The 22,091-nt window shown below is 47.8% G+C and carries 24 protein-coding genes; 10 read left to right on the top strand and 14 right to left on the bottom strand.

All coding sequences use genetic code 11. From position 1 onward, the window contains the following. The first annotated feature begins 99 nt into the window (after window positions 1-99). Window positions 100-1,893 (top strand): AAA family ATPase, encoded by a 1,794-nt coding sequence (locus MHUN_RS07845; RefSeq protein ID WP_011448505.1) that lies wholly within the window; start codon window positions 100-102, stop codon window positions 1,891-1,893. A gap of 49 nt (window positions 1,894-1,942) precedes the next feature. Then, entirely contained in the window at window positions 1,943-2,410 is a 468-nt protein-coding gene (locus MHUN_RS17495; protein WP_011448504.1) for an FHA domain-containing protein, read from the top strand. 11 nt (window positions 2,411-2,421) lie between these two features. Here MHUN_RS17495 and MHUN_RS07835 read toward each other — a convergent pair whose 3' ends face one another. Further along, window positions 2,422-3,423: a YbgA family protein gene (locus tag MHUN_RS07835; protein WP_011448503.1), complete on the bottom strand. Its 1,002-nt coding sequence runs from the start codon at window positions 3,421-3,423 to the stop codon at window positions 2,422-2,424. An 83-nt stretch (window positions 3,424-3,506) separates the two neighbouring features. Between MHUN_RS07835 and MHUN_RS07830 the strand changes: the two genes are divergently transcribed. Then, a complete protein-coding gene (locus tag MHUN_RS07830; protein WP_011448502.1) occupies window positions 3,507-3,734 on the top strand; it encodes a HypC/HybG/HupF family hydrogenase formation chaperone in 228 nt (75 codons plus the stop codon). A gap of 20 nt (window positions 3,735-3,754) precedes the next feature. Here the strand turns inward: MHUN_RS07830 and MHUN_RS07825 are convergent, their stop codons facing one another. The 11 genes from MHUN_RS07825 to MHUN_RS07775 form a co-directional block, all read right to left on the bottom strand. Next, on the bottom strand, window positions 3,755-4,414 hold the full coding sequence (locus tag MHUN_RS07825; protein ID WP_011448501.1) for a MarC family protein: 660 nt from the start codon (window positions 4,412-4,414) through the stop codon (window positions 3,755-3,757). Between the two features lie 18 nt (window positions 4,415-4,432). Continuing rightward, window positions 4,433-4,870 carry a hypothetical protein gene (locus MHUN_RS07820; RefSeq protein WP_011448500.1) on the bottom strand — a complete coding sequence of 146 codons (438 nt, stop codon included), beginning with the start codon at window positions 4,868-4,870 and terminating at the stop codon, window positions 4,433-4,435. 60 nt (window positions 4,871-4,930) lie between these two features. Beyond that, window positions 4,931-5,206, bottom strand: coding sequence for a DNA-binding protein Alba (gene albA / locus MHUN_RS07815; protein WP_048067898.1), 276 nt, complete (start codon window positions 5,204-5,206; stop codon window positions 4,931-4,933). 14 nt (window positions 5,207-5,220) lie between these two features. Further along, window positions 5,221-6,237 carry an aspartate-semialdehyde dehydrogenase gene (gene asd, locus MHUN_RS07810; protein WP_011448498.1) on the bottom strand — a complete coding sequence of 339 codons (1,017 nt, stop codon included), beginning with the start codon at window positions 6,235-6,237 and terminating at the stop codon, window positions 5,221-5,223. Between the two features lie 175 nt (window positions 6,238-6,412). Beyond that, a complete protein-coding gene (locus MHUN_RS07805) occupies window positions 6,413-6,586 on the bottom strand; it encodes an indolepyruvate ferredoxin oxidoreductase subunit alpha (RefSeq protein WP_011448497.1) in 174 nt (57 codons plus the stop codon). Window positions 6,587-6,637: 51 nt separating this feature from the next. After that, window positions 6,638-7,402 carry a 4-hydroxy-tetrahydrodipicolinate reductase gene (gene dapB, locus MHUN_RS07800; RefSeq protein ID WP_011448496.1) on the bottom strand — a complete coding sequence of 255 codons (765 nt, stop codon included), beginning with the start codon at window positions 7,400-7,402 and terminating at the stop codon, window positions 6,638-6,640. Beyond that, window positions 7,395-8,270, bottom strand: a complete 876-nt coding sequence (dapA, locus tag MHUN_RS07795; protein ID WP_011448495.1) for a 4-hydroxy-tetrahydrodipicolinate synthase — start codon at window positions 8,268-8,270, stop codon at window positions 7,395-7,397. Before dapA ends, dapB begins: the two co-directional genes overlap by 8 nt. A 5-nt stretch (window positions 8,271-8,275) precedes the next feature. Then, on the bottom strand, window positions 8,276-8,470 hold the full coding sequence (locus MHUN_RS07790; RefSeq protein WP_011448494.1) for a 30S ribosomal protein S17e: 195 nt from the start codon (window positions 8,468-8,470) through the stop codon (window positions 8,276-8,278). A gap of 12 nt (window positions 8,471-8,482) precedes the next feature. Further along, entirely contained in the window at window positions 8,483-9,031 is a 549-nt protein-coding gene (locus MHUN_RS17490) for a thiamine-phosphate synthase family protein (RefSeq protein WP_011448493.1), read from the bottom strand. Window positions 9,032-9,214: 183 nt separating this feature from the next. Further along, the gene (gene priL, locus MHUN_RS07780; protein WP_011448492.1) at window positions 9,215-10,369 is read right to left on the bottom strand and encodes a DNA primase regulatory subunit PriL; all 1,155 of its coding nucleotides are present in this window, start codon (window positions 10,367-10,369) and stop codon (window positions 9,215-9,217) included. 4 nt (window positions 10,370-10,373) lie between these two features. Further along, a complete protein-coding gene (locus MHUN_RS07775) occupies window positions 10,374-11,117 on the bottom strand; it encodes a DNA polymerase sliding clamp (RefSeq protein ID WP_011448491.1) in 744 nt (247 codons plus the stop codon). A gap of 91 nt (window positions 11,118-11,208) precedes the next feature. Between MHUN_RS07775 and MHUN_RS07770 the strand changes: the two genes are divergently transcribed. Genes MHUN_RS07770 through MHUN_RS07755 form a run of 4 tightly spaced genes read left to right on the top strand, consistent with a single transcriptional unit; the run spans window position 11,209 to window position 14,429 of the window. Next, window positions 11,209-11,832, top strand: coding sequence for an RlmE family RNA methyltransferase (locus MHUN_RS07770; RefSeq protein WP_011448490.1), 624 nt, complete (start codon window positions 11,209-11,211; stop codon window positions 11,830-11,832). Next, window positions 11,819-12,697: a GTP 3',8-cyclase MoaA gene (gene moaA, locus MHUN_RS07765; protein WP_011448489.1), complete on the top strand. Its 879-nt coding sequence runs from the start codon at window positions 11,819-11,821 to the stop codon at window positions 12,695-12,697. Before MHUN_RS07770 ends, moaA begins: the two co-directional genes overlap by 14 nt. Window positions 12,698-12,739: 42 nt before the next feature. Continuing rightward, the gene (locus tag MHUN_RS07760) at window positions 12,740-13,243 is read left to right on the top strand and encodes a hypothetical protein (RefSeq protein ID WP_011448488.1); all 504 of its coding nucleotides are present in this window, start codon (window positions 12,740-12,742) and stop codon (window positions 13,241-13,243) included. 10 nt (window positions 13,244-13,253) lie between these two features. Next, on the top strand, window positions 13,254-14,429 hold the full coding sequence (locus tag MHUN_RS07755; protein WP_011448487.1) for a M20 family metallopeptidase: 1,176 nt from the start codon (window positions 13,254-13,256) through the stop codon (window positions 14,427-14,429). Here the strand turns inward: MHUN_RS07755 and MHUN_RS07750 are convergent, their stop codons facing one another. After that, on the bottom strand, window positions 14,430-15,113 hold the full coding sequence (locus MHUN_RS07750; protein ID WP_143709415.1) for a tetratricopeptide repeat protein: 684 nt from the start codon (window positions 15,111-15,113) through the stop codon (window positions 14,430-14,432). After that, window positions 15,092-16,504 carry a hypothetical protein gene (locus MHUN_RS17485; protein WP_011448485.1) on the bottom strand — a complete coding sequence of 471 codons (1,413 nt, stop codon included), beginning with the start codon at window positions 16,502-16,504 and terminating at the stop codon, window positions 15,092-15,094. The genes MHUN_RS07750 and MHUN_RS17485 overlap by 22 nt, the downstream gene beginning before the upstream one ends. Window positions 16,505-16,615: 111 nt before the next feature. On the opposite strand from MHUN_RS17485, the gene MHUN_RS17480 reads away from it, so the two are divergent. The 3 genes from MHUN_RS17480 to MHUN_RS07730 all read left to right on the top strand — a co-directional run bounded on the left by MHUN_RS17480 (window position 16,616) and on the right by MHUN_RS07730 (window position 21,981). Continuing rightward, entirely contained in the window at window positions 16,616-20,893 is a 4,278-nt protein-coding gene (locus MHUN_RS17480; RefSeq protein WP_011448484.1) for a PAS domain S-box protein, read from the top strand. A 108-nt stretch (window positions 20,894-21,001) separates the two neighbouring features. Continuing rightward, window positions 21,002-21,643 carry a cobalt transporter CbiM gene (cbiM, locus tag MHUN_RS07735; RefSeq protein ID WP_011448483.1) on the top strand — a complete coding sequence of 214 codons (642 nt, stop codon included), beginning with the start codon at window positions 21,002-21,004 and terminating at the stop codon, window positions 21,641-21,643. After that, window positions 21,640-21,981 (top strand): PDGLE domain-containing protein, encoded by a 342-nt coding sequence (locus tag MHUN_RS07730; protein WP_011448482.1) that lies wholly within the window; start codon window positions 21,640-21,642, stop codon window positions 21,979-21,981. Before cbiM ends, MHUN_RS07730 begins: the two co-directional genes overlap by 4 nt. Window positions 21,982-22,091 lie beyond the last annotated feature (110 nt).

Below are 22,091 nucleotides of genomic sequence, written 5' to 3'. Positions count from 1 at the left end.
GCCAGGGAGATACTATCTTCAGTACTGGGAATTTCTTTTCATCATCCGGTAATTGGTATCATGCCATGAAATATCTCAGGAAATGTTCAGGTGACCCACATGTTCAGCCTACCGAAATGGACTACGGAATTTGTCAGATTTCTCTCGGTAACCCCGCAGTTTACATTTACCGGTAACATCCTGGATGTGTATCCGGTTGAGATAGATGGCAATCTCACTACATTACGGCTTAAAGATTATATCCGCACCATCCTGGTCAAAGAGGGGTATGATATCATCCTGGGGCTGGAACCATTTGTAGGATTTTCGCATCTGCATGGGGATCCTGATACTATTCATGCCATCCTGGGAGATGTGTTGTCGGTGGAGAAGACCGGGCCTCCATCACTTGAGAGGACCGTTGAAATCTTACAAAAGAGTGTGGATAACCGGACCGCGTACTCTGCCATAATTCTGAACCAGATTACCCGGCATGACGAACGCTATGCCGCCTCTGACAAATTCTTCTTTAATCTGTTCTGTACTTGTCAGAATGCAGAGCCTAGACTCCTGGCCGGAAGCTCGTATCCCCGGTTCAACCTTCTTATTTGGATTCATGACCGGGATGCCTCTTTGCCCACCTGGTATACCCGTGATAATACCAGAGTCAGGCAGATTGTGGTTCCACGGCCGGATCTTAACACTCGTCGTGCCCTGCTTGAATCGCTGACGAAAAATGTTCCCCAGTTTGAATCTCAAAAGGAGTCTGAAAAGAAGGAATCGCTCTCGTTGTTGGTGAAAAGAACCCATGATCTCCAGGCGAACGAGATAATCTCCCTGATCTCCCTGGTGCGGCGTGAGATATTGTCTGTATCTGATCTTCATGAGGCGGTTGTCCAGTATTCATCCGGAATTGCTGATAATTTCTGGAAGACGGTTGACAAAAAGCAGATAGAAGATGCTGCCAATTTTCTGGGCGCCCGTGTATTCGGGCAGAAACATGCCATAAAACGGGTATGCAATCTGTTAAACCAGGCCTACCTTGGTCTTTCCTATTCTCAGTATCCTCCGGAGCTCTCCCAGCCACGGGGATTTGTCCTTCTGGCCGGGCATGAGGGAGTAGGAAAGACGACTCTGGCATGTGCATTAAAGGACCTGCTCCTTGGGCCGGACCGGGATATGATCTCGCTGAATATGAGTGATTACTCGGATGATGATGCATGTATGCGGATGCTGGCATTCTCCTCAATGGATAATGGCAGTTTTCTTGGAAAAATCAAACAAAAACCATACTCAGTTGTGCTCTTTGAAAATATTGAATCAGCGCATTCTGATGTATTAAAACTCATATCTACCATCATCCGGGACGGACAGATAATCACCGAAGAGGGGATGCTCATCAGTTTTTCCGGATGTTTTATCATCTGCACCCTCCGTCTCTCCGGGTGTTGTCCGAATGCATACCAGCACTCGCACAGTGAAGAAGAGACCAACAAGGAGTATCTGGCCCGTGAACGGACGGCGGGTGAGAGTATCACTCTCTTCTTTGAAGAGAAGAAGAGTCTTGATTTCTCACGGTTTATCAGGGGAAATACCATCATCTTCCGCAGTATCCAGCCTGACGCAGCAAAACAGATTCTCGATGCCATGCTCACAAGGATATTTGAGAAGATCTCCCTGATGTTCACGATTAACCTCATGATAAGCCCGTCTGTCAGGGAGATGGTGGAAGAATACTGCTGTCAGGACCTGAGCAGAGGAGGTATCAGTATCGGTCAGCGGGTTGAGGTCATGCTCATTCACCCCCTCTCCAGGGTTCTTATTAAAGAAACATTTACTCCTGAAGAAAAAGTAATAATAACTCATATTTCAGATAGTGAATCAGGATGGGAGGTCATCCTCTCCAGGGTGTGAATGCCCGGATGTAATTATGGTGCTTCAAAAAATTTGTGATACATGTGGGATGGCGAATCCTGCGACTGAGATGATCTGTATGCGGTGCTTTTCAGACATCTCGGGGAAAAAGCCGGTTGAACGAAAGACCATCCGGCAGATTGAAGGAAAAGGTATTGTAAAAAAACCGCCTGACAGACGGTTTGCCAATATCGGGTTTGATGAGGGGAGGACTATCAGGGAGGTCACTCCTCTCACGCTTTCAATGTCTCCAGGAGCCACAATTACTGTTCATCATGGGGATACCGTTGGCAGGGATGCAGTAGGCAGGACCCTTCTTCAGCAATATAACGGCGTATCCCGTCAGCATGCAACATTCAAATATTTTAACGGGAAGTGGCTGGTCAGGGATGAAAACTCGACAAACGGCACCTATATACAGGGAAAAAAGATCTCTCCAGACAAATGGTATGAGGTAAAAGACGGGGATTCCATCTCGTTCTCATCAAACTGCACCTTTATGGTACAGACGATGTAAAATCTTCTCCGTCAATACATATTCCGTCCCCGTTCCAGTTCTTCGGCAGGCAGAATCACAAGCCCGTCCGGATATGGTGCAAACCAGGTCTGATTTTTCAAATAATCGGATGTATATGTGAGGAGCCAGGTCTGCAGAATCATCCTGACGGCAGATAAGGGAAGTCTTCCCTTCCGGTATGCTTCAATCCGGTCAATGAAGAATGCCTTCTCATCAGGATTCAGATTTTCACTGATATAACCAAACGAGTGATGTAATACATTAATATGTGAGGTATACCGGGGAGGGAGCCGGGTTGCTGTAAGGAGGGCGCGGCGGTACTCTTTCAGGACCGCATCAGGTCTTTTCCGGTCAGAGTTTGCGACTATCCCCCCAAGTTCCCTGAGCCTGCTCTGGCTGTATGCCATGAGAAGGAGTTTATTTTCCGAGTGAAACCTTGCAAGTTCTGCCATTGTCCCGACTGACTCGACGTTCCGGAGATCTGCCAGCATGAATATTCTGGTCAGGAAATGTTCGCGGATTCTGTGATTTCGTATCCGCCCCTCATCCTCAATCGGATAATCAGTGAACGTCTCAAGGATCCTTCCCCCGAAAAATCCTGGTCCCTTTTCAATGGCAGCTGATTTTCCAACTGACGGGTAGATGTTCACATTGGAGATACCTGATGTTGGGGATTTGTTTTTCAGGATAAACCCGTCAACGGATGGGAGACTGCTTATAAATCCCTCAGTAAATGTGTTCATGCGGTCAGTCAGGTCTTCATTTGTGGTGGGCTGGATAAGCCGGTCTCCTGCCTTTGTTCTGACTATCCTGATACTGCTCCGGGGAATCCCCAGTCCTATCTCAACCTCTGGACATACCGGGATGAAGGTGACATATGGTTTCATAGCGGCAACTTCAGTGCTTGAAATCATATCCCCGTTATACCTGACCGGATCATGCTCGATACACCGGCTGATCACAATCACGGGCTTTTGAAAGGTCCTTTTTTTCTGCATACCGTAAAGATACATACCCTTTACACAGGTATATAGGATACGGATACAAAATGATCATAAACCGGGTACGATAATCCCGGAGAAGAGGATTAACCGATATGTGTATTGCAATTCCTGCAGAAATTCTTGAGATTCGTGATGACAATACTGCTCTTGTCGATTTTGGAAGCCTGAGACAGGATATCCGCATTGACCTTGTTGACGTTTCGGTTGGAGATTTTGTTCTTGTTCATGTGGGATTTGCCATCCAGAAGGTGAACCGGGACGAGGCTCTTGAAACCAGGGAACTCTTCCGGCAGTGCTATGCAGCAATGGAAGAAGCGTAAAACCCGTTTTTAAAAAAGGTTCAGGTTGCTGAACCGGTCAGCATCGGAAATGCCTGCGAGATTCCGTTGATGATAAACTGAACTGCGATGGCCATGAGCATAATGCCCATCAGACGGTTGACAACCCGGTATTCACGCTGGCCGATCCGTTTTGTTATCTGTTCAGAGGATATCAGTACAATATAGGTGATGAGAATGGTCACGATCACTGAGCCCAGGATGATCCCAAGTTCCACCGGTTCAGAAAATATCGGGGTATCCTGAGAGAGGACGATAACTGTTGTGATGGTTCCAGGTCCTGATATCATCGGAAATGCAAGAGGCATTGATGAAATGTCCTCAGCATCGATGCTTTCATATTTCTCCGTTGCCGTTACCTTTGCCCGCGAGGTCCGTGCATACACCATCTCCATACCAATACCAAACAGCAGAACCCCGCCGGCGACGGTAAAGGCACTGATGGTTATCCCAAAGAGTGACAGGAGGGATGAGCCGAACAGGGTGAAAAATATCAGTACTGCTCCTGCAATACGACACCCGTAGGCTGCCACCTTGCGTTTGTCTTTGGAATCCATGAACTCGGTAATGGAGTTATATACCAGCAGGGCACCAAGAGGATTTACCACGATGAGGATGGATGAAAGGGCGAAAAGAGAGAAACTGATGAGATCTGGTGCCATAGTACTTGTTTGGATGTATTAGTAATATACAATCCCGTTTTCCAGGGCACTGATATTCTCATACTTTTCAGTTGACAGATTGGTGCTGATCACGACCTCCGGAATTTCACATCCGAAACTGTGGGCCGGGAACCAGTACAGTCCGTCGCCATAAACCGGCTGAACATCATACACCTGCAGGTCTGCTGCCGTATAGTTCATCGAGAGTACACTTACATTGGAGAAGGCAAGTTTTTGCAGAAGCCTGGATTTGATATCATTTTCCCCAAACATAAATGCAAGAACCCTGAATGCATCTTCCAACTCGTATTCCACGTGAACGTCGGCATACCCGGGCATCAATGATATCGTAACTGACTCAATACGAAGGTACCCTTCTGAATCAGGGGTGGCGGCGTATGACTGGGACACCAGGATCAGGAAGTACCCGATCAGCATCACCAGACCGATCTTCATTCTTAAAAGGTTTAGCAATAGCTGCTTAAATTCTTTTGTCAGAAAGAAAAGAGACGTTGTTTATTTTCTGGAGATCAGGATTATTTCAATTGATGATACTTGGGTTTTTCCACTTTCGGTGTCGACAACTTCAGTTGAAGTGAGGATGGATTTTTTTTCCACATCCTGCAAAAACCGATTCAGCGCTATTTCAGTGGTGTCCACGGCTCGTGAAATTGCTTTTCCCCGTGCTTTTATGATTACTTCCCCTGCTCCGTTGTTAAATTGTGTGACAACAGCCAGAACATAATTCATGACCGGTTTGTTGCCCACAAATACGATATTGTCGTTCTCCATGCTGGCCATAGGTATTACAGGTACCCGCGGTCACAGATCAGTTCTGCATTCAGGACTGAGGCTCCGGCAGCACCCCTGATGGTATTGTGTCCCATGGCAATGTACCGGATACCAGGTCTGAGTCTTCCGACAGAGACGGTCATCCCTCTCCCTTTCATACGGTCAAGACGTGGCTGGGGACGATCCTGCTGGGTCATAAAATCAACTGACTTCTCTGGTAAGGTGGGAAGGTCCTTCAGCGGGCACTTCCAGTTCTGGAATGCTTTTGCAACTGTCTCCACCGGTTCCTTGATATCAAGCCATACTGCCATGGAATGTCCGTCAATGACCGGGACCCGGTTACAACTTGCACTGACAGAGAACGGGGCATTTACAACTTCGCTTCCGTCAAATGTTCCCATGATCTTGAGGGTTTCGCGTTCCATCTTCTCTTCTTCCCCTCCGATATAGGGGATGACATTGTCAAAGATGGACATTCCCGGTATGCCTTCAAATCCTGCTCCTGAGATCGCCTGCATGGTTGCGACCCTGAGGTCAGTGAAATGAAAGTTCCGGATAGGCGCCAGGGAGACGGTGAGCATGATGGTTGAACAATTCGGATTTGTCACAATGAATCCGTCAGTTCCCGCGTCGCGCTGTAATTCAATCATCCGCAGATGATCAGCATTTACTTCAGGTACGACAAGGGGTACATCAGGCATCATCCGGTGGGAACTGGCATTGCTGCACACACCAATACCGGCTTTTGCACAATCCGCCTCAACCTTCGTTGCAAGATCAGCAGGAAGTGCTGAAAATACAATGTCTACATTTTTCAGGCAGTCGGCCCTGGTATCAGTGACTGTGATATCTCCGACAGTTTCCGGAAGCGGAAGATCAAGTCGCCAGTTTACTGCATCGCGATACTTTTTTCCTGCACTCCGCTCAGAGGCGGTCAGAACCGTAAGGTCGAAATACGGGTGATCAGCCAGGAGCTGGACAAAACGCTGGCCCACAGCGCCGGTAGCGCCGAGGACTCCAACACTAACCATACCTCGTATATATATCTGAACCAGTAATTATAGTGCACTACATTGGTTTTTAGGATAATCAGAGTGAAACAAACGATATACCTTCGTCCGGACGAAGAATGCTGTGCAGGGCAGGTGTAAAAGTGTCAATTATCCGGGGATGATCCAAAGGGAATGAGTGAGAAAAAAGTGGGATTTATTCCATGGTGATGGCTTCTGCCGGACAGACATCGACACAGGAGCCACAGTCGACACACAGTTCATTGTTTACTACGGCTTTTTCATTTTCCATGGTAATAGCAGTAGCCGGACACTCATCAACACAGGTTTCACAACCGGTACATTTATCTTTATCAATAATTGCGGTCATTGATATCTCCTCAAAAATTTGGTGAAATACTTAAAAATAGGTTTCGAAAGGTCATGAAAGGTTTAAAACGTCTTTCATGCCGTAAATCCCCGGTTCTTTTCCAAATACCCAGCGGGTAGCCCTGACTGCGCCTTCAGCAAACACGGAGCGATCATATGCCCGGTGAGAGAGAGTGACGGTCTCGAAATTGCTTGCAAACATGACGGCATGGTCACCGACAATGTCTCCTCCACGGATAACATGGACTCCGATCTCCGAGCTTCGTTCAGTCATCCCTTCGCGCCCGTATATCTCTTCACGTGGGCCGATCTCTTCCTGAAGGATCTGCAGGATGGTCCGGGCCGTCCCGCTTGGCGCATCTTTCTTATACCGGTGATGGGCCTCGATCACTTCAACATCATAATCTGAAAGTTTTCTGGCAGCATCCCTGATAAGCGTCCAGAGAATGTTCATCCCTATTGAGTAATTGGTTGATATGACCGCCGGGACCTTTCCCTCTCTAATCGCGGCGTCAATTCCTTTCCGCTGTTCCTGAGTAAGGCCGGTCGTTCCAAGAATTATTGCACATCCGGCTCGGGCTGCAACCGGAACATTTTGTGCTGCTGCCGGTGCGACCGTAAAGTCTATGACCACATCAGGTTGTACTGACGAGAGAAAGTCTGCTAACTTGTCTGATGTCACGACCGGAACTCCAAAGAACGTCCCCTCTTTTATATCAACCCCGCCGACGAGTTGCATATCCTGCTCTTTGGATATGATCTCCCCGATGATGGTCCCCATGCGGCCAAATGCTCCACAAATAACGACTTTAATCATATCTGGATAAAACCTCTTTGAGTCTTTCTGTTGTCTGCTCTGATGCCTCGTCAAGGGGCAGACGAAGTGGTCCTGCAGCCATTCCCAGAATTTCTGCGGCCTTCTTTACCGGGATCGGATTTGACTCATAAAACATCGCCCGGAAGAGGGGTGAATATTTGAAATGGATCTCCCGTGCAGTCTCGTAGTCTCCCTTCTGTGCTGCTTCATACATCTCAATCAGGGGGCGGGGATAGATATTTGCTGCAACGGATATGACTCCTTTCCCGCCCAGGGAGAGGATTGGAAGCGTCAGGTTGTCATCGCCGGAGATAACGGCGAAATCTTCGTCTCTCGTCAGTTCAATGATGGTTGATATCTGACCAAGGTCTCCTGATGCCTCCTTGACTCCTACGATGTTTGGGTGTTTTGCCAGCTCTGCTATAATATCCGGAGTAATATTCTGCCCGGTTCTGCCAGGGACATTATAGACAACCACAGGAATATCCAGGTCTGCAATAGCGGTATAATGCTTAATAAGACCTGACCTGTTTGGCTTATTATAATACGGGCTGATGACAAGGACACCATCTGCTCCGACATCTTTTGCAGCCCGTGTAAACCGGAGCGCTTCAGAAGTGTTGTTGGATCCAGTGCCGGCAAGGACAGGAACCTTTCCGCCTGCCTCATCCATAGTAACCTCGACGACCTGTTCGTGTTCGGCAAAAGAAAGAGTTGCAGATTCACCGGTTGAACCACAGGGAACAACACCATGAACCCCTGCGGCAACGAGGTGCGCTATGTTGGAACGAAGGCCATCAAGGTCCAGATTCTTTCCGTGATTTCTTTGAAAAGGAGTAATCAAAGCGGGGAAAACACCCTCAAACATGAGGATTATTTTTTGAATTTCCCAGTATTTATCTTTCTTGTGATGTATCCGGCAACTCTGTTTCTGACCCGCTTGCTTGGAACATTGGTTGCGCTTGCAACGGCTTTCTTATTCTCGTCAAAGTCGTTCGTAAACTTTTCTTCGTGGAACTCCAGGAGTTCAATCCCGATTTTTTTGATATAAGTCGGTTTAATTCCCATGATATATCTCTCTCAGTGAGTTGCATCAATAATGCGCTGTGATATCTTAATAAGATTTGTTGCAACCGATCCTGGTCTCTCACCAAACAATCGTGCCTGTGCCAAGGTTTTTCCGTCTGTTTCAATGAACAGGACATCGGGAACTCCAGAATCCTGCTCGCTACAGAATGCAACCGCCCAGTCCATGGTGGAGACTCCGGGGGGGATACTTCCTGCAGTACAGGTCCAGGTCTCAAGCAGCATATCCTCAGCGATTCTCTTTAGTTTTTCTGAATGCCTGATACTGCAGGCCGATCGGATCTCCGGAGAGAACCTGATCGCAGTCAGGATTCCTGAAACCATGAGTGATGGGTGCTCAAACCTGATAGAAGGACGGGATATTCCTTCAACCTCCCGAAAGAGAAGGCAAGATCCGACATCATCCGGTGTCCGGGCTCCGTGACGGGCATAGACAAGTTCCATACCCTCATCTGGTAAAAGTTCCAAAGCGACCTCATGAGATATTCGCTCGGCAGCTTCCTGGAGTTCTCTGCTGATTTTTTCTTTCAATGCTTCATTCATTGGATCCCTGGGTTTCGTGTATCGGATGCCCGGCCCCCCAAACCCTTAACCGGGGAGATGACGCAAAGTACTGAAGTTATGAAACGATGGATGCTTGATGCCATAGTTGGAGTTGGAAGTCTCATAGTTTTTCTTGTACTCATCCTTCTACTCCCGGCAGTCCTTCCTGGTGAAATAGGATATCTAGGTGCCCTGCTCCTCTTTGTGATCACTATCAGCGCGGGAGGGTATGCTATCAGAGGCGTCAGTGCCTGATTGCCCCTCTGGTTTTTCGCTCTTCCTTTTTTCCGCCTGTTTGGGCGCATTTTCACCGGATGGCTTTCCTTTCCGGTTCAGGTCACGTTTCTTCTGTTTGTAATAGGTGAGCGGGTGGGTGACTTTCTTGCACAGATTGTCCGGATGCACACAAATCCCGTGCGTCTTCATGGTCGAACAGAGGGGGGAGACATACTCGGTACTTGTCCCTCCCCGTCCGGTGATATGCTCAACCTGGTAGAGCGTCTTTCGGAGATCAAAGTTCGGAACCGACCCGTAGAGTTCGATAATCCTGGTATTTTCCATGCCGATATTATGAAGGAATGCGGAGATTGCAAACCGTGCCATATGGGTCAGATGTCCCTGTCCGGCTATGGCCCCCAGTATCGCCTGCATACAGGGGGGAAATGCCGACTCCTCGACCTGGCCGAACTCTTCAAGTGCCCTCTTCTGCCATTCCGCTTTAATCCTTTCAACCGCCGGCCTGAGCAGTTCGCAGACAGATGACGGGACTTTGAGTGGCAGGTTCCTGGCCATAATGTATCTGAGGCGCTCTCTTACAATCTCATCATACTCGTCAGGAGCCACCTGCACATTCCCTTTGACAACTACCCGGTTGATAAGTCTCCACTTCTCTTGAGGCATCCGTGAGGCAACCGGTATATAGTCTACTACAGAGATCTCATTCCCGGTCTCGGGAAGGCCGATGGATCTTCTGATGAACCGTTTCACCTCCGGGTCTTCATCCTGGAGAAAGGCAAAGACAGTCCATGCCTGGTATCGTACCAGCCGGTCGATGAAAATCCGATCCTGGGCGCAGGAGACCATGATCCTGCTGACCGGGTATGCCGCGATGATGATGGTGACTCCTTCCGGATCTTTCGGAATGTCGGGGAGAGGAGGGATTTCCCTGCCTGTGAAGGAAAGCGCATGCTCAAGTGTTGTGATTGCCTCCCTGATTGCAAGCCTCCCGCCTGCAGATTCAAGGAAGGTATCAAGTGAATTACTGATGGTCCCGATGTATGACTGGGATTCTTTCAAAAAAGGATATTTTGCCAGATCTTTTCGATCAAGGGTGACCATGCATTTAGTCAGCCTCAATCCGGGGTGCCAGCAGGTACTCAACCTGGCCGTTTCCACCCGCAATCTCAAATGAGAACTTGACCGGATGATCAACGCCCAGATCAATGGTTACCTTCTCGGCATGGCTCATCACTTTTCCCATATCCTTCAGGTAATCAATGGAGAAGAGCGATTTTGCTGGCTCCCAGTTGGAGGCGATTACCTCTCCGGCTGAAAACGCTCTCCTGATATTATCAGAATCACCCTCGGCATACAGGACAAATTCCTTCTTCTCCGGCTCGATGGCAAACCAGATCTTGTCTGATACGATGGATGCTGATTTTATTACATTATAGAGTTCAGATCCGGATATGGTCACCTGACCTGGAAGCTGAATACCTGGTGCATTCGGGTCCTTTTTGATGGTATTTGAGTCAAGGAGCGTAATTGAATAATGGTATCCTTCAAAGGTGACTTCTATCTTATTTGCTCCTTCCTGATGTTCCAGGCGTATATCACTTGCCTTTCCCATCATGGAGTAGGTATTTTTCAGCTTTGCGATATCTAAACCGATCTCTCCGGTTGTTGCCTCGAACTGGCTGAATGCCTCCTTTTTTAAGGTAAGGATGATCATCGCCACATTGGCTGTATCAACCGCCCGTGCCCATACTTCTGTCTCAGAAAAATGAAGCCTGCATTCTGTTACCAGAGCAGAGAGGGCATCAACGGTATCCTTGAATATATCTGCACTGATCGTTGCTTTCAGCATCTGCGCTCCCTATGCATTCAGGTTGTGATTTGACACAGATATATGTGCCGGGTTCGCATATTATTGAGGAAAGTCCAGGTCGATAATTTTTATGGGTTCACAATGGGGCAAAGATAAAGCGTATCTGAAAGCAAAACAATCAGGGTATCGTTCGCGTGCGGCGATGAAGCTGAAGGAGATCATTCAGAAAAACCCGGTTATTCGTCCGGATGATAATATCCTTGACCTTGGTGCAGCTCCCGGGAGCTGGCTGCAGGTTTTGCGTGAAATGACAAATGGTGTTATTGTCGGTGTTGATCTCAATCCCATTCTGCCCATCGAAGGGGTCAGAACCATCATCGGTGATTTCTCTGATCCGGTAGTAATTGCACAGATTCGGGAACTTATGCCTGAAGTGAATGGGATTGTGTGTGATGCATCACCAAAGCTCTCCGGCCAGCGGTCATTTGATCAGGCAAGAGCTATCGAGCTGAATGAGATGGCGCTCGGTGTCGCACGGCAGCTCCTCAAGCAGGGCGGGAACATGATTATGAAGTCATTCCAGGGAGAGGATTTTAGCTGGCTGTATAACCGGGTAAAACAGGAATTTTACTCGGTACGGACATATAAGGCGCATACCACCCGCAAAGGAAGTACTGAAATGTATATCATTGCGAAGAATTTCATCGGCACTCATCAGGGGTTAGAGGAGTCAGTTTCAGATGGATCTGCATGATTCCTATGGTCGGCCCATCTCTAATCTGCGTATTTCGGTAAACTCAGGATGCAATCTGCGGTGTGTATACTGTCACCGGGAAGGGGAGACGAAACCTGAAACCCCGCTGTCTCTTGAGGATATCAGAGCAATCCTGGACGTTGCGGGAAACATCGGTATCAGGACCGTCAAATTTACCGGAGGGGAGCCTCTGCTTCGTGAGGACATTGTGGAGATTATCCGTTCTGTTCCGCCAGGGATTGAGTCCTCGATGACGACCAATGGAACTCTTCTTGGATCTCTTGCCCATGATCTCAGGGATGCCGGACTTGCCCGGGTGAATATCAGTCTGGACTCCTTAAATCCGGAAACTTATAAGAGTATTACCGGAACCGGCCTGTTATCTGACGTTCTTGAGGGGATTGAAGCCGCACGTGATGCCGGGCTCACGCCGATTAAGATCAACATGGTTCTGCTCAAAGGCATAAATGAGGGTGAGATCGATGATTTCATCCATCTCGTATCCGGTGATCGGCACCTGATCCTGCAGATCATTGAGCTTATGGACCTGGGAGGATGCCCGTTGCATGCCGACCTGTCAGAACTGGAAGAGAAGATTGCTCTTCATTCGCGCAAGGTCATCACCCGGAGGATGCATCATCGGAAAAAATACTGCTATGAAGGTGCTGAGATAGAATTTGTCCGTCCCTGGCACAATTCAGACTTCTGTAATCACTGCACACGCATGCGGGTGACATCTGACGGAAAACTCAAACCCTGTCTGCTCAGGGATGATAATCTGGTTGATATCAGGGGCAAACGCGGGGTAGAACTTCAGCAACTCTTTCTGGCAGCGGCAAAGAAGAGAGAGCCATACAATAAGTAGCTATGCGGAAATGGTTATGGTTTGAACACCAATCTTGTGATCATGCTTGAGAATAACGAGTATGAAAAGGTTCTAAAAACCTTGTATGAAAAATCCCTGATACTGGAGAACATGTCGGATTTTCACCCTGACCTGAGTTTCTGGTATTTTGATGCCATGGCACATCTTGATTACACCATCTCCCTGTTTGCGTACAATGCGGACTCACCACGGAATATGCTCTCCCGTGAATATATGAAATGCCGGAAAGATAAGACTCTGGAGGGAAATCTGGCACGGTTTGACGGATTCATGAATTGGCTGCGTCAAAACCATCCGGACGAGTATGAGAAATTCCCGCTCTTTATTCAGAAGATTTATGATCCCTCTGATATGGCATCGTATCGTTCATTCAGGATTGTCCTTGATCCAAATGACAAAAAACCAACACCGCCTGCAGTTTTAATGATGATGATTGATGAGGTCTTTGATAAGGCGTACCTGGCCTCCATCTATAACGGGTCCTCAATGGCACACCTGTATGCCCAGTACATGGACACGTGCTGAGAGGTAACTGATGATGGATGTAGCCCGTCTCTGCTCTGAGCTGGTAAAAATTCGTTCCGAAAATCCCCCTGGGTACACCGACGAGGTCATCTCCTGTCTGCAGGAGTTCTGCTCACATATCGGGATAGAAACTCAGGTTCTGAAAAAAGGGCGAAAACATAATCTTCTGTCTAAAAACATTCAGAATACGTTGCTCTTGTGCGGGCACGTGGATGTCGTCCCCGCTCTTCCTGATGACTGGACGTATCCTCCCTATTCCGGCAGGATAGATGATACGGTCGTTCACGGACGTGGCTCTACTGACATGAAAGGAGGCTGCGCCGCTCTGTTATGTGCTCTTCAAAAAGTGCTGAATGATGGCATCGAACCACCGGTTGATATCGCTTTTGTCTGTGATGAGGAGGGAAACGGGGATTTCGGTATGGAGTATCTGGTTCAAAAGGGGTATCTCCGCCCACAGGCCTGTCTGATAGCAGAGCCTACGCCTGTGTTGTCACCAGTCATCGGAGAGAAAGGGATTGTCAGACTTCATATCACCTTTACCGGAGATGCCGGCCATTCGTCACTGCATCCGGTGGTCGGTAACTCTGCCATAATGCAGGCATGCTCGTTTTTGGAGTATTGTAAAGAGATTCACGCGATGACCTGGTCACAGGATCCCCTGGTGTCCGAAGTGATTAACAATACCACAAACTCACTCTCATCCCTTCTTTCGATATCACAAGAAGAAGCAGCAGAAATTCTCAGCCGGGTGTCATACAATCCAGGTCATATATCCGGCGGAGAGCGTATCAATGTCATCGCCCAGAGATGCGAACTTGATCTTGATATGCGAATCCCGTGGGGCTGTGACATCCCCCTGCTAATCGGAATGATAGAATCACACATTTCACATAGTAGTGTTGATGTGCTGGAACGTGTTGCTCCCACCCTTAGTCGTCCAGGCAGGCTTTATGACCTGGTATGTGCCGGGATAGAGTCAGTTCATGGAGAAAAGGCGATGCCTGGTGTCACCCAGGCGGCAAGTGATGCACGGCATCTCAGGGAGACCGGGGCTGAAGTCATTAATTACGGACCTGGTGACCTCTCTCTCCTCCATGCCATCAATGAGAACATTCCTATCCGGATGCTGAACCAGTGCATGGATGTCTATGTCCATGTACTATCCAATTTTGGTTCTGCCTGATCATCTTTTTTTCAGGAGATCGAGTTGTTCCCTGGCATGATGGTAGTCAGGATCGATCTCCAGTGTCCGGGTATACCATACCGTAGCATTATCGAAATCCCCCTGCTCTTCATACGTATGCCCGATATTATATGCAGCATCAGAATATTCCGGGTTTATCTCAAGAATCTCCTGGTACATGGCGATAGCCTCCTCAAACCGGTGTAGTGCTGCAAGGGCATTTCCCATATTCAGCATGGTCAGGATATGATCCGGCCGGTCGTAGAGGACTTTTTCGTAGTAATCCAGGGCCTCTTCGAACCGACCGAGTGACTGAAGGGTATTTGCAAGGTTATATCGTGCCTCAAGGGACTCCGGGTCACGCTCAAGTGCCTTTTTATACATCTCCTCCGCTTCAGCATACCGTCCCAAATTCTGCAGAGCCAGACCTTTATTGTTCCAATACACGGCAGGGCCGGGGTCTGTGGTGAGGACTTTCTCATAACAGGCAAGTGATCCTTCATGATCCCCTATCATCCCAAGGGCCACTCCTTTCAGGTTCCATAATGCCGGATTGTCCGGAGCGTCTTTGATAAGTTTTTCAAGGGGTTTTAAGGCCTTTTCAGGCCGCCCTCTTTGGATGTCCCTGATAGCCGTGGCGGCGGTATAGACTTTTTTTGCATTCATGGATCTCTGACCAGCCACCACCGGGTGTAGATGAGATACGCGAGTGCATTGATGATGATAATGAGGAGAACCAGACCCAATATCAGACCCACCGGTCCAGTCAGGGATCTTTTCACTGAATCCACAAGACCCCCAAAGAACGTGAATGGTGACGGCATTGTGACCGGAGCTGCTGGTTCCTCTGTTATCTCCGGCATGGGCTGTGATGTTTCCGTGGGCTGTGGCGTACTCTCCTGCACAGGCGTCTGAACCGGTCCCCCTGGGCTGGGTGGTTCCGATGGAACAGCCGGCATTACCGGCACTTGTGTCACCATTGCTGCCTGGGTATATGGTTCCTGATATGCCGTGGAGTATGGTGCCGGTCCCTGTGAAGCCGGGCCTGGGGGTGGATAGGAAGGGGTCTGCGGTACCGGGGGTTGTCCGGCAATTGGCGCAAGTGTTGGCGGGACAGTTGTTTTGGTTACCTGTGGTGTGGCATATGCATTCTTACTTTCAAGGAACAAGGCATATATTGCCGCTTCATAGACTGCTGCACTTACAACACCGGTAAACTGGTTTGATGTGGTCCGGACCTGCTCCCAGGATGCCGTCTGTGGTAAGTACCGATAGATCTGGGGGTTTAATGCCATCAGGTCTGATATCCGCTCAAGAGGGATCTGAATGGAAAACACGCCTTCTGGGTTAAAGTATGTTCGTTCCGGGGTGATCTCATATGCATATCCGGAGAACATCAGTGACTGGTTTGTACTGACCGGTGCCAGATCGGCTATCGTTCGTGAGCTGACATTGACCTCCTCGAGAAACTGTCCGGATGGTGCGAAGAGGAGAGTATTTTTATTGAACGCAATCGCAGCCATGCCATCATCAGAGGTGAATTTTTCATCTCTTTCAAGTCCGTATTGTATGGGGGGTTCAGCTCCTGAATCAGACTCCGGAGGCTCGGTATAATTATCTCCCGTCTGCGGTGTTCCCATCGGGGTTTCAGTCTGCACTGGTACGGGTGTCATGACCGGAGCAGATATCTCCCCGGTCGGTTCTCCTGTAAAGAGATCAAGCTGCTGTGCTGCACCCGGTTCAAAAAGAATAGATTGTGATGCAGGGATACCATTTATTTGAAATGTGATGATCAGGTCTCCTGCCTGAACTTCTTCTTCGGTCAGGTTCACCTTCAGCCTGGGATCAAAGAGGCCCGGACCGCCGTAAAAGCCATCTATGTCCGTAACAATGGAACCTTTCGGGATATTCCGGATGAAGGCGGTGATAGTCGTTCCAACCGGGGCTGGTGCCCCGTCTATCAGGACATTTCCGTAATATTCTGCGGGAAGTGGAGGAACTGCCTGAACCGGCAGAACGCATTGAGTGATAATGAACAGGATAAGCAGGAGAAGCCCTGGCTTGTTCGATCTCATACGAGTATTAGGTTTGTATTCTGATTACATGAATGAATTCCACCTGACCGGATCGAAAACCCTTCCAGTATCTGGAATACTTATTTATATAATCTGGTAAATCTCGTAGCAATGAAGCTGTCTGCAGAGAGAATTACCGTCCTTGCTGTTGATGACGAAGAGGAAATTCTTGGAGTAATCAGTCAGTATCTCTCTGAGGATGAACATTTCACGGTTATTGGTGTACGATCCGTCGGAGAAGCTCTTGAGGCGATGACTCACCATGATATCTCTGCCGTGGTCTCTGATTATCAGATGCCAGGAACAAATGGCATAGATTTTCTCTCACTTCTTCGGGAACAGGGCAATACCGTCCCTTTTATTCTCTTCACCGGACGGGGAAGTGAAGAGGTTGTTATCAAGGCATTAAACCTTGGGGCAGACTTTTACATAGTGAAAGGTGAGGATCCTGCTCTTCAGTTTCAGATGCTGAAGATGCAGATTCTCTCTCTTATTGAGAAGAAGAAAGCAGATGAAGCACTTCTAAATAGTCTCAAAGAGAATAGACGGATGCTTTCCCAGCTCCGGGCAACCCTTGAAGCGACAGAAGAAGGTATACTGGTCACCAACCGGGAAGGGTATGTTACCAATTTCAATGAACGGTTCTTACTTTTATGGGACATCTCTTCTGATGACCTGAAAAACACCCACATTGAGGAGTTTCTAAACCGTTTCTCCCATGTGATATCAGACTCATCTCTCATTGCAGAGATTGCCAAAACCAAAGATGAGCCAAGGTCACAGAGGCGGCACACCCTGCACTGTCCTGACGGAAGGGTCCTGGAGATATTCATCCGTCCACAGCAGTGTGATGGACGAATAATCGGAACCGTATATAGTTTCAGGGACATTACTCCCCGGGTCAGGGCTGAAATGCAGCTTCAGGAGAGTCGGGAACGCTTCAGGATTCTCTTTGACCAGTCCCCGATCGGACATATGGTCATCAGCCCTGATGGGAGGATTACCGAGGTAAACCGGGCCTGGCTCTCCCTGATGAAGCGTACCCGGGAGTCGGTTATCGGTCTTCCATTTAACGATATTCTTACAGATGAATCAAAACAACTGTTTTTTGCCTGTCTGACAGAGGTGCTCAATTCCAACCAAAAACACAGTCTTGAACTGGTACTGATTGACGGAGAAAATGCCCCGGTAACCGTCCTGGTAGATGGAAGTGTCATCAGGAACACTGAGGGGAATATTCTATATATCCAATGCATCCTTCGGGATATCACCTACCAGAGAAAGACCGAAAAGCGTCTTCGCTGGACCGAATCTCTCCTGACCGAGATCGTCAGCATGCTCCCCTTTGGCATATGCGTCACCAGAACCACAGATATGGAAATATTATACCACAACAAACATTTCCTCGATATCTGGGGCCCTGATATCATTGCGGATCTGCCCAGAACCGGAACTACACCGACGCTTCAGGACTTTCTCTCTGTATCGACAGGATTTTTGGAACATCCATTCTACACATGGAATCCGGATGTCTGTAAAAACCCTGATATCTCCTGCAGGGATATTGAACTGCCGGGAAAACGGGTAATAAGAGGATTTTCCCGACGACTTTCAGAAGAGAGCGGAGAAGAACGGATACTCTGGGCATTTGAGGATATCACCCGGTTTCGAAATCAGGAAGAGGAGATACGCCGGTATGCACGGAAAATTGAGATACTCAGTAGGATCATCTCTCTTTCAGGCAAGGCTGGTTCAGCTTCTCTCCTGTGTGATCTCTCATTATCAGCCCTCATTTCTGTTCTGCACTTTGAAGGAGGTGCATTCTACCTTCTCTCCGGTGATAAAAAAACACCGGTGATGGTAGCAAATTCAGGACTCTCCCAGGAGTTTATTCTTGAAACCACAGAGATAAATCCGGAAGACTATGCCTTTCTCTATACCGAGGGAAAACCACTCTTTACCAATAATCTCTCATACATCATGCCCGAATTTGCAGAAAAGTGGGGTATTGCCGGATCAGTATTTATCCCGGTCATCTCTGGTGAGAGAATAATCGGTTCTATTCATCTGACCAGTAGCAGACCAGCCCGTGTGTCGATAGAAGAGCAGGAGGTTCTGCTTGGTATCGGACGGGAGATTGGAAACGGACTGCAACGTCTCAATGATCAGAAACAACTGGTCGAAGAACGGAAAAACTTTGAAAATCTTGTTCAATCGATTGGGGACCTGGTAATTGTTATTGATGAAACCACCACAGCCATCCTCGCGATAAATGAGGAGGTCGTCAGAAAAACAGGTCTTTATAAAGAAGAACTGATTGGGCGTCCAATCCGTGAAAGTCAGACCCCGTATCTTACCTTACTCCCTCTTGAAAAAGCAGCATATGATTACCAGCCGATAAAATATGCCGTTCCCCAGGCGGATGGTTCACGGATAGTGATGGAAACCAGAATTACATCTGGTTCATGGAATGGGAAAAAAGCCTATTTCTGCCTCTGCCGTGACATTTCATCAACTATGCTGGCCCAGGAAGAGATCCGTCTTTCAGAAGAGCGGCTGAATGCAATCTTTCGTACCTGCCCGATCGGCATCATCCTCTTTGATCCTGATGACACCATGATCCAGATAAACCCGGCAGTGGTGTCAATGTTTGGCATCCTGGATCCCCTTGATCTTGTCAGATACTCCTACAAGGATGATCCAAATATCCCCGATTCAATCAAGAAGAGGATTGAGAACCGTGAAGCATTCACGGCTGAAATGACCTATGATATATCACGGATCAGGTCTGTTCACAATTTCCGGACAACCGGATCTGACATCCTGCATATCAGAATCATGGTGACGCCAGTTACCTTTTCAGTCTCCGGGATGCGAGACGGGTTTTATATTCTGATTGAGGATATTACCGCCAGACATCAGATCGAATCAGAACTTCGCCGGATGACACAGAAACTTGCCCGGATTATGGATGCGAGTAATGATGGGTTTTTCTTCTACCAGGTTCACAACGAAACCATCACTATTTCGCCTCGTCTGAATCAGATGCTTGGTCTCTCCCCGGATCAGGAGGAATATCCCCTTTCTGATCTCCTCCGGTTTGTTCATGATGATGACCGGGGTATGTTACAATCCGTCTTTGCGTCACTTTCACAGGGGGTGCATGAGGCAGTATCGCATGAGATCCGGATAAAAAATCCAAAGGAAGGGTATATCTGGGTTTATCTGAGAGGGAAGATAACCGGTTATGACGAGTCCGGAATTCCAACCAGTATGGCCGGAGCGGTTACTGATATCACCAGAAGAAAAGAGAGTGAGCAGAAACTTCTGGAGAGTGAGAACTTTAACCGGGGACTTGTAACCAGTCTTCCCGACTATCTCATGATCTATGATCAGTATGGGACCATTTTGTATGTAAATGAGAGTTCTCTTCGGGCCATGCGGACGGTGAATGGTGATATTATCGGAAAGAACATCCTTGATTTCATCCCTCCCGAGATGCGTTCATTCGTGAAGGTTCAGTCTGAAAAAAGGATCCGGGGGGAGACGCTGGAGCCCTATGAAGTCAGGATCATGAGGTCTGATAACTCATTCATTGATGCAGAAGTCCAGGCAACCAGTATTCTATATGAGGGAAACCCGGCGGTTCTGGCTGTCCTGACCGATATCACCGAACGGAAACGGAATGAAGAGGACCTTGCCAGGTATGCCGAGACATTGAAAGGGACTGTTGATGCCCTGGCATCAGCGAACAAAAAACTCAACCTGCTCTCGAATGTGACCAGACATGACATATTAAACCAGGTTCATATCATAATGAGTTACCTGGCTCTCCTTCAGGAGTATTCAATTGATCCTGATATTGAACACTTCCTTGAAAAAATCGCTCACGCGGTCGGGTTTATCCAGAGGCATATCGAATTTACACGAAATTATCAGGATATTGGTGTCCACTCCCCGGTCTGGCAAAAACCTGGTGATATCATCAGAAAACTTGACTTTGAAGGGAAACGGGTGAACATAGAACTTGATACCATTGAGATGTATGCAGATCCGCTTCTGCCAAAAGTCTTTGAAAATCTGCTTGACAATACGCTCCGTCATGGCCTGAATGTAAGCACCATCTCCGTTCGTTATGAGATCCAACCGGATAACCGGCTTTTGCTGGTGTGGGAGGATGACGGTGCCGGTATTGCAGATGATGCAAAAACAAGGATTTTCGAGAGAGGGTATGGAAAGAACACCGGTCTTGGTCTATTCTTAATTAAGGAGATCCTCTCCCTCTCCGGTATTACCATTTACGAATCAGGAGAGAGTGGAAAAGGTGCCAGATTCTGTCTTCTTATTCCTGAAGGTAAATACCGGTTTTCAGGTAGTATGATTTCATGAAATAACCGGTTTTATAATCTATGATTTAACTTTTCATTATAATTGTAAAAACGTAATAATTTCGTAACATCTTAATAATAATCGTACTAATATTATGCTGGTTATACCATGCATATTCCAGACGCATTTATTCCACTTCCTCAGGCAGCAGTCTACTGGATTATTGCCCTTGTATTTCTAGCCCTTGCTATCCGGTGGGCACGGTCTGAATTAAACGAGGATAAAATCCCCCTGATTGCAGTCCTTGCAGCCGGCATCTTTGCACTGCAGAGTTTTAATCTACCGGTTTCGATGGGAACTAGTGGTCATCTCGTGGGTGGTGCCCTGGCAGCCATTGTTCTCGGGTCACCGTTTGCCGCAGTCTTTATCCTGACACTTGTTCTTATCATCCAGGGTTTTATTTTCGGGGATGGCGGTATCACCGTCATGGGTGCGAATATCCTGAATATGGGTGTTATAGGTGGATTTGTAGGGTATTACACATTCCAGGGTCTGTTAAAAGTTGTGAAAAATCCATATCTCTCAAGTGCGGTTGCAGCATGGCTGGCCTGTCTTATCCCGGCACTTGCCTGTGCAGTTGAGATGTCCATTGCAGGGACCTTCCCGCTGGTCCCCGGACTTGTTGCTATGGGAATCTATCATGCAATTATTGGTGTCATTGAAGGGGTAGTGACTGCGGTCATCATCTATGTTCTTGCCATGGCTCGTCCTGATCTTGTTGATACCTCTGTAGGAGTTGCATCAGTATGATTGATAATAAGACATTCATTATTGCAGGTCTTCTGATCTCTCTTCTTATCGGAATGGTTGCAGTATTCCTTGCCTCCGGCGATCCGGACGGTCTTGAGAGCACTGCGCTTGTGGTATCAGGACAGAAGGAACTGACTGGTCTTTCTCCGGAAGAAGGTGATCCTGAAGTGATTGGAACCGGTTCGTATACCTATGAATCACCGATGCCTGACTACTCTCTTGGTGAAGAGATGGGTTCAACCGGGGGTATTATTGCGATAGTTGTCGGGACCATCATTACCATGCTGATTGTGATGGGTGCATCATATGCTATACGATTGAGTAAAAACTCCCAATAATTACAATTTCAATAATTTTCTTTTTTATTTCTTCCCTTTTCATACGAAAATAAGATCAGTATAATTTTATTAATTGAGCTGTAATCCATAATACTGAAAACCTGAAGATC

Source organism: Methanospirillum hungatei JF-1 (assembly GCF_000013445.1).
Classification (GTDB): Archaea; Halobacteriota; Methanomicrobia; order Methanomicrobiales; family Methanospirillaceae; genus Methanospirillum; species Methanospirillum hungatei.
This window is presented reverse-complemented; position numbering and strand designations above follow the sequence as displayed.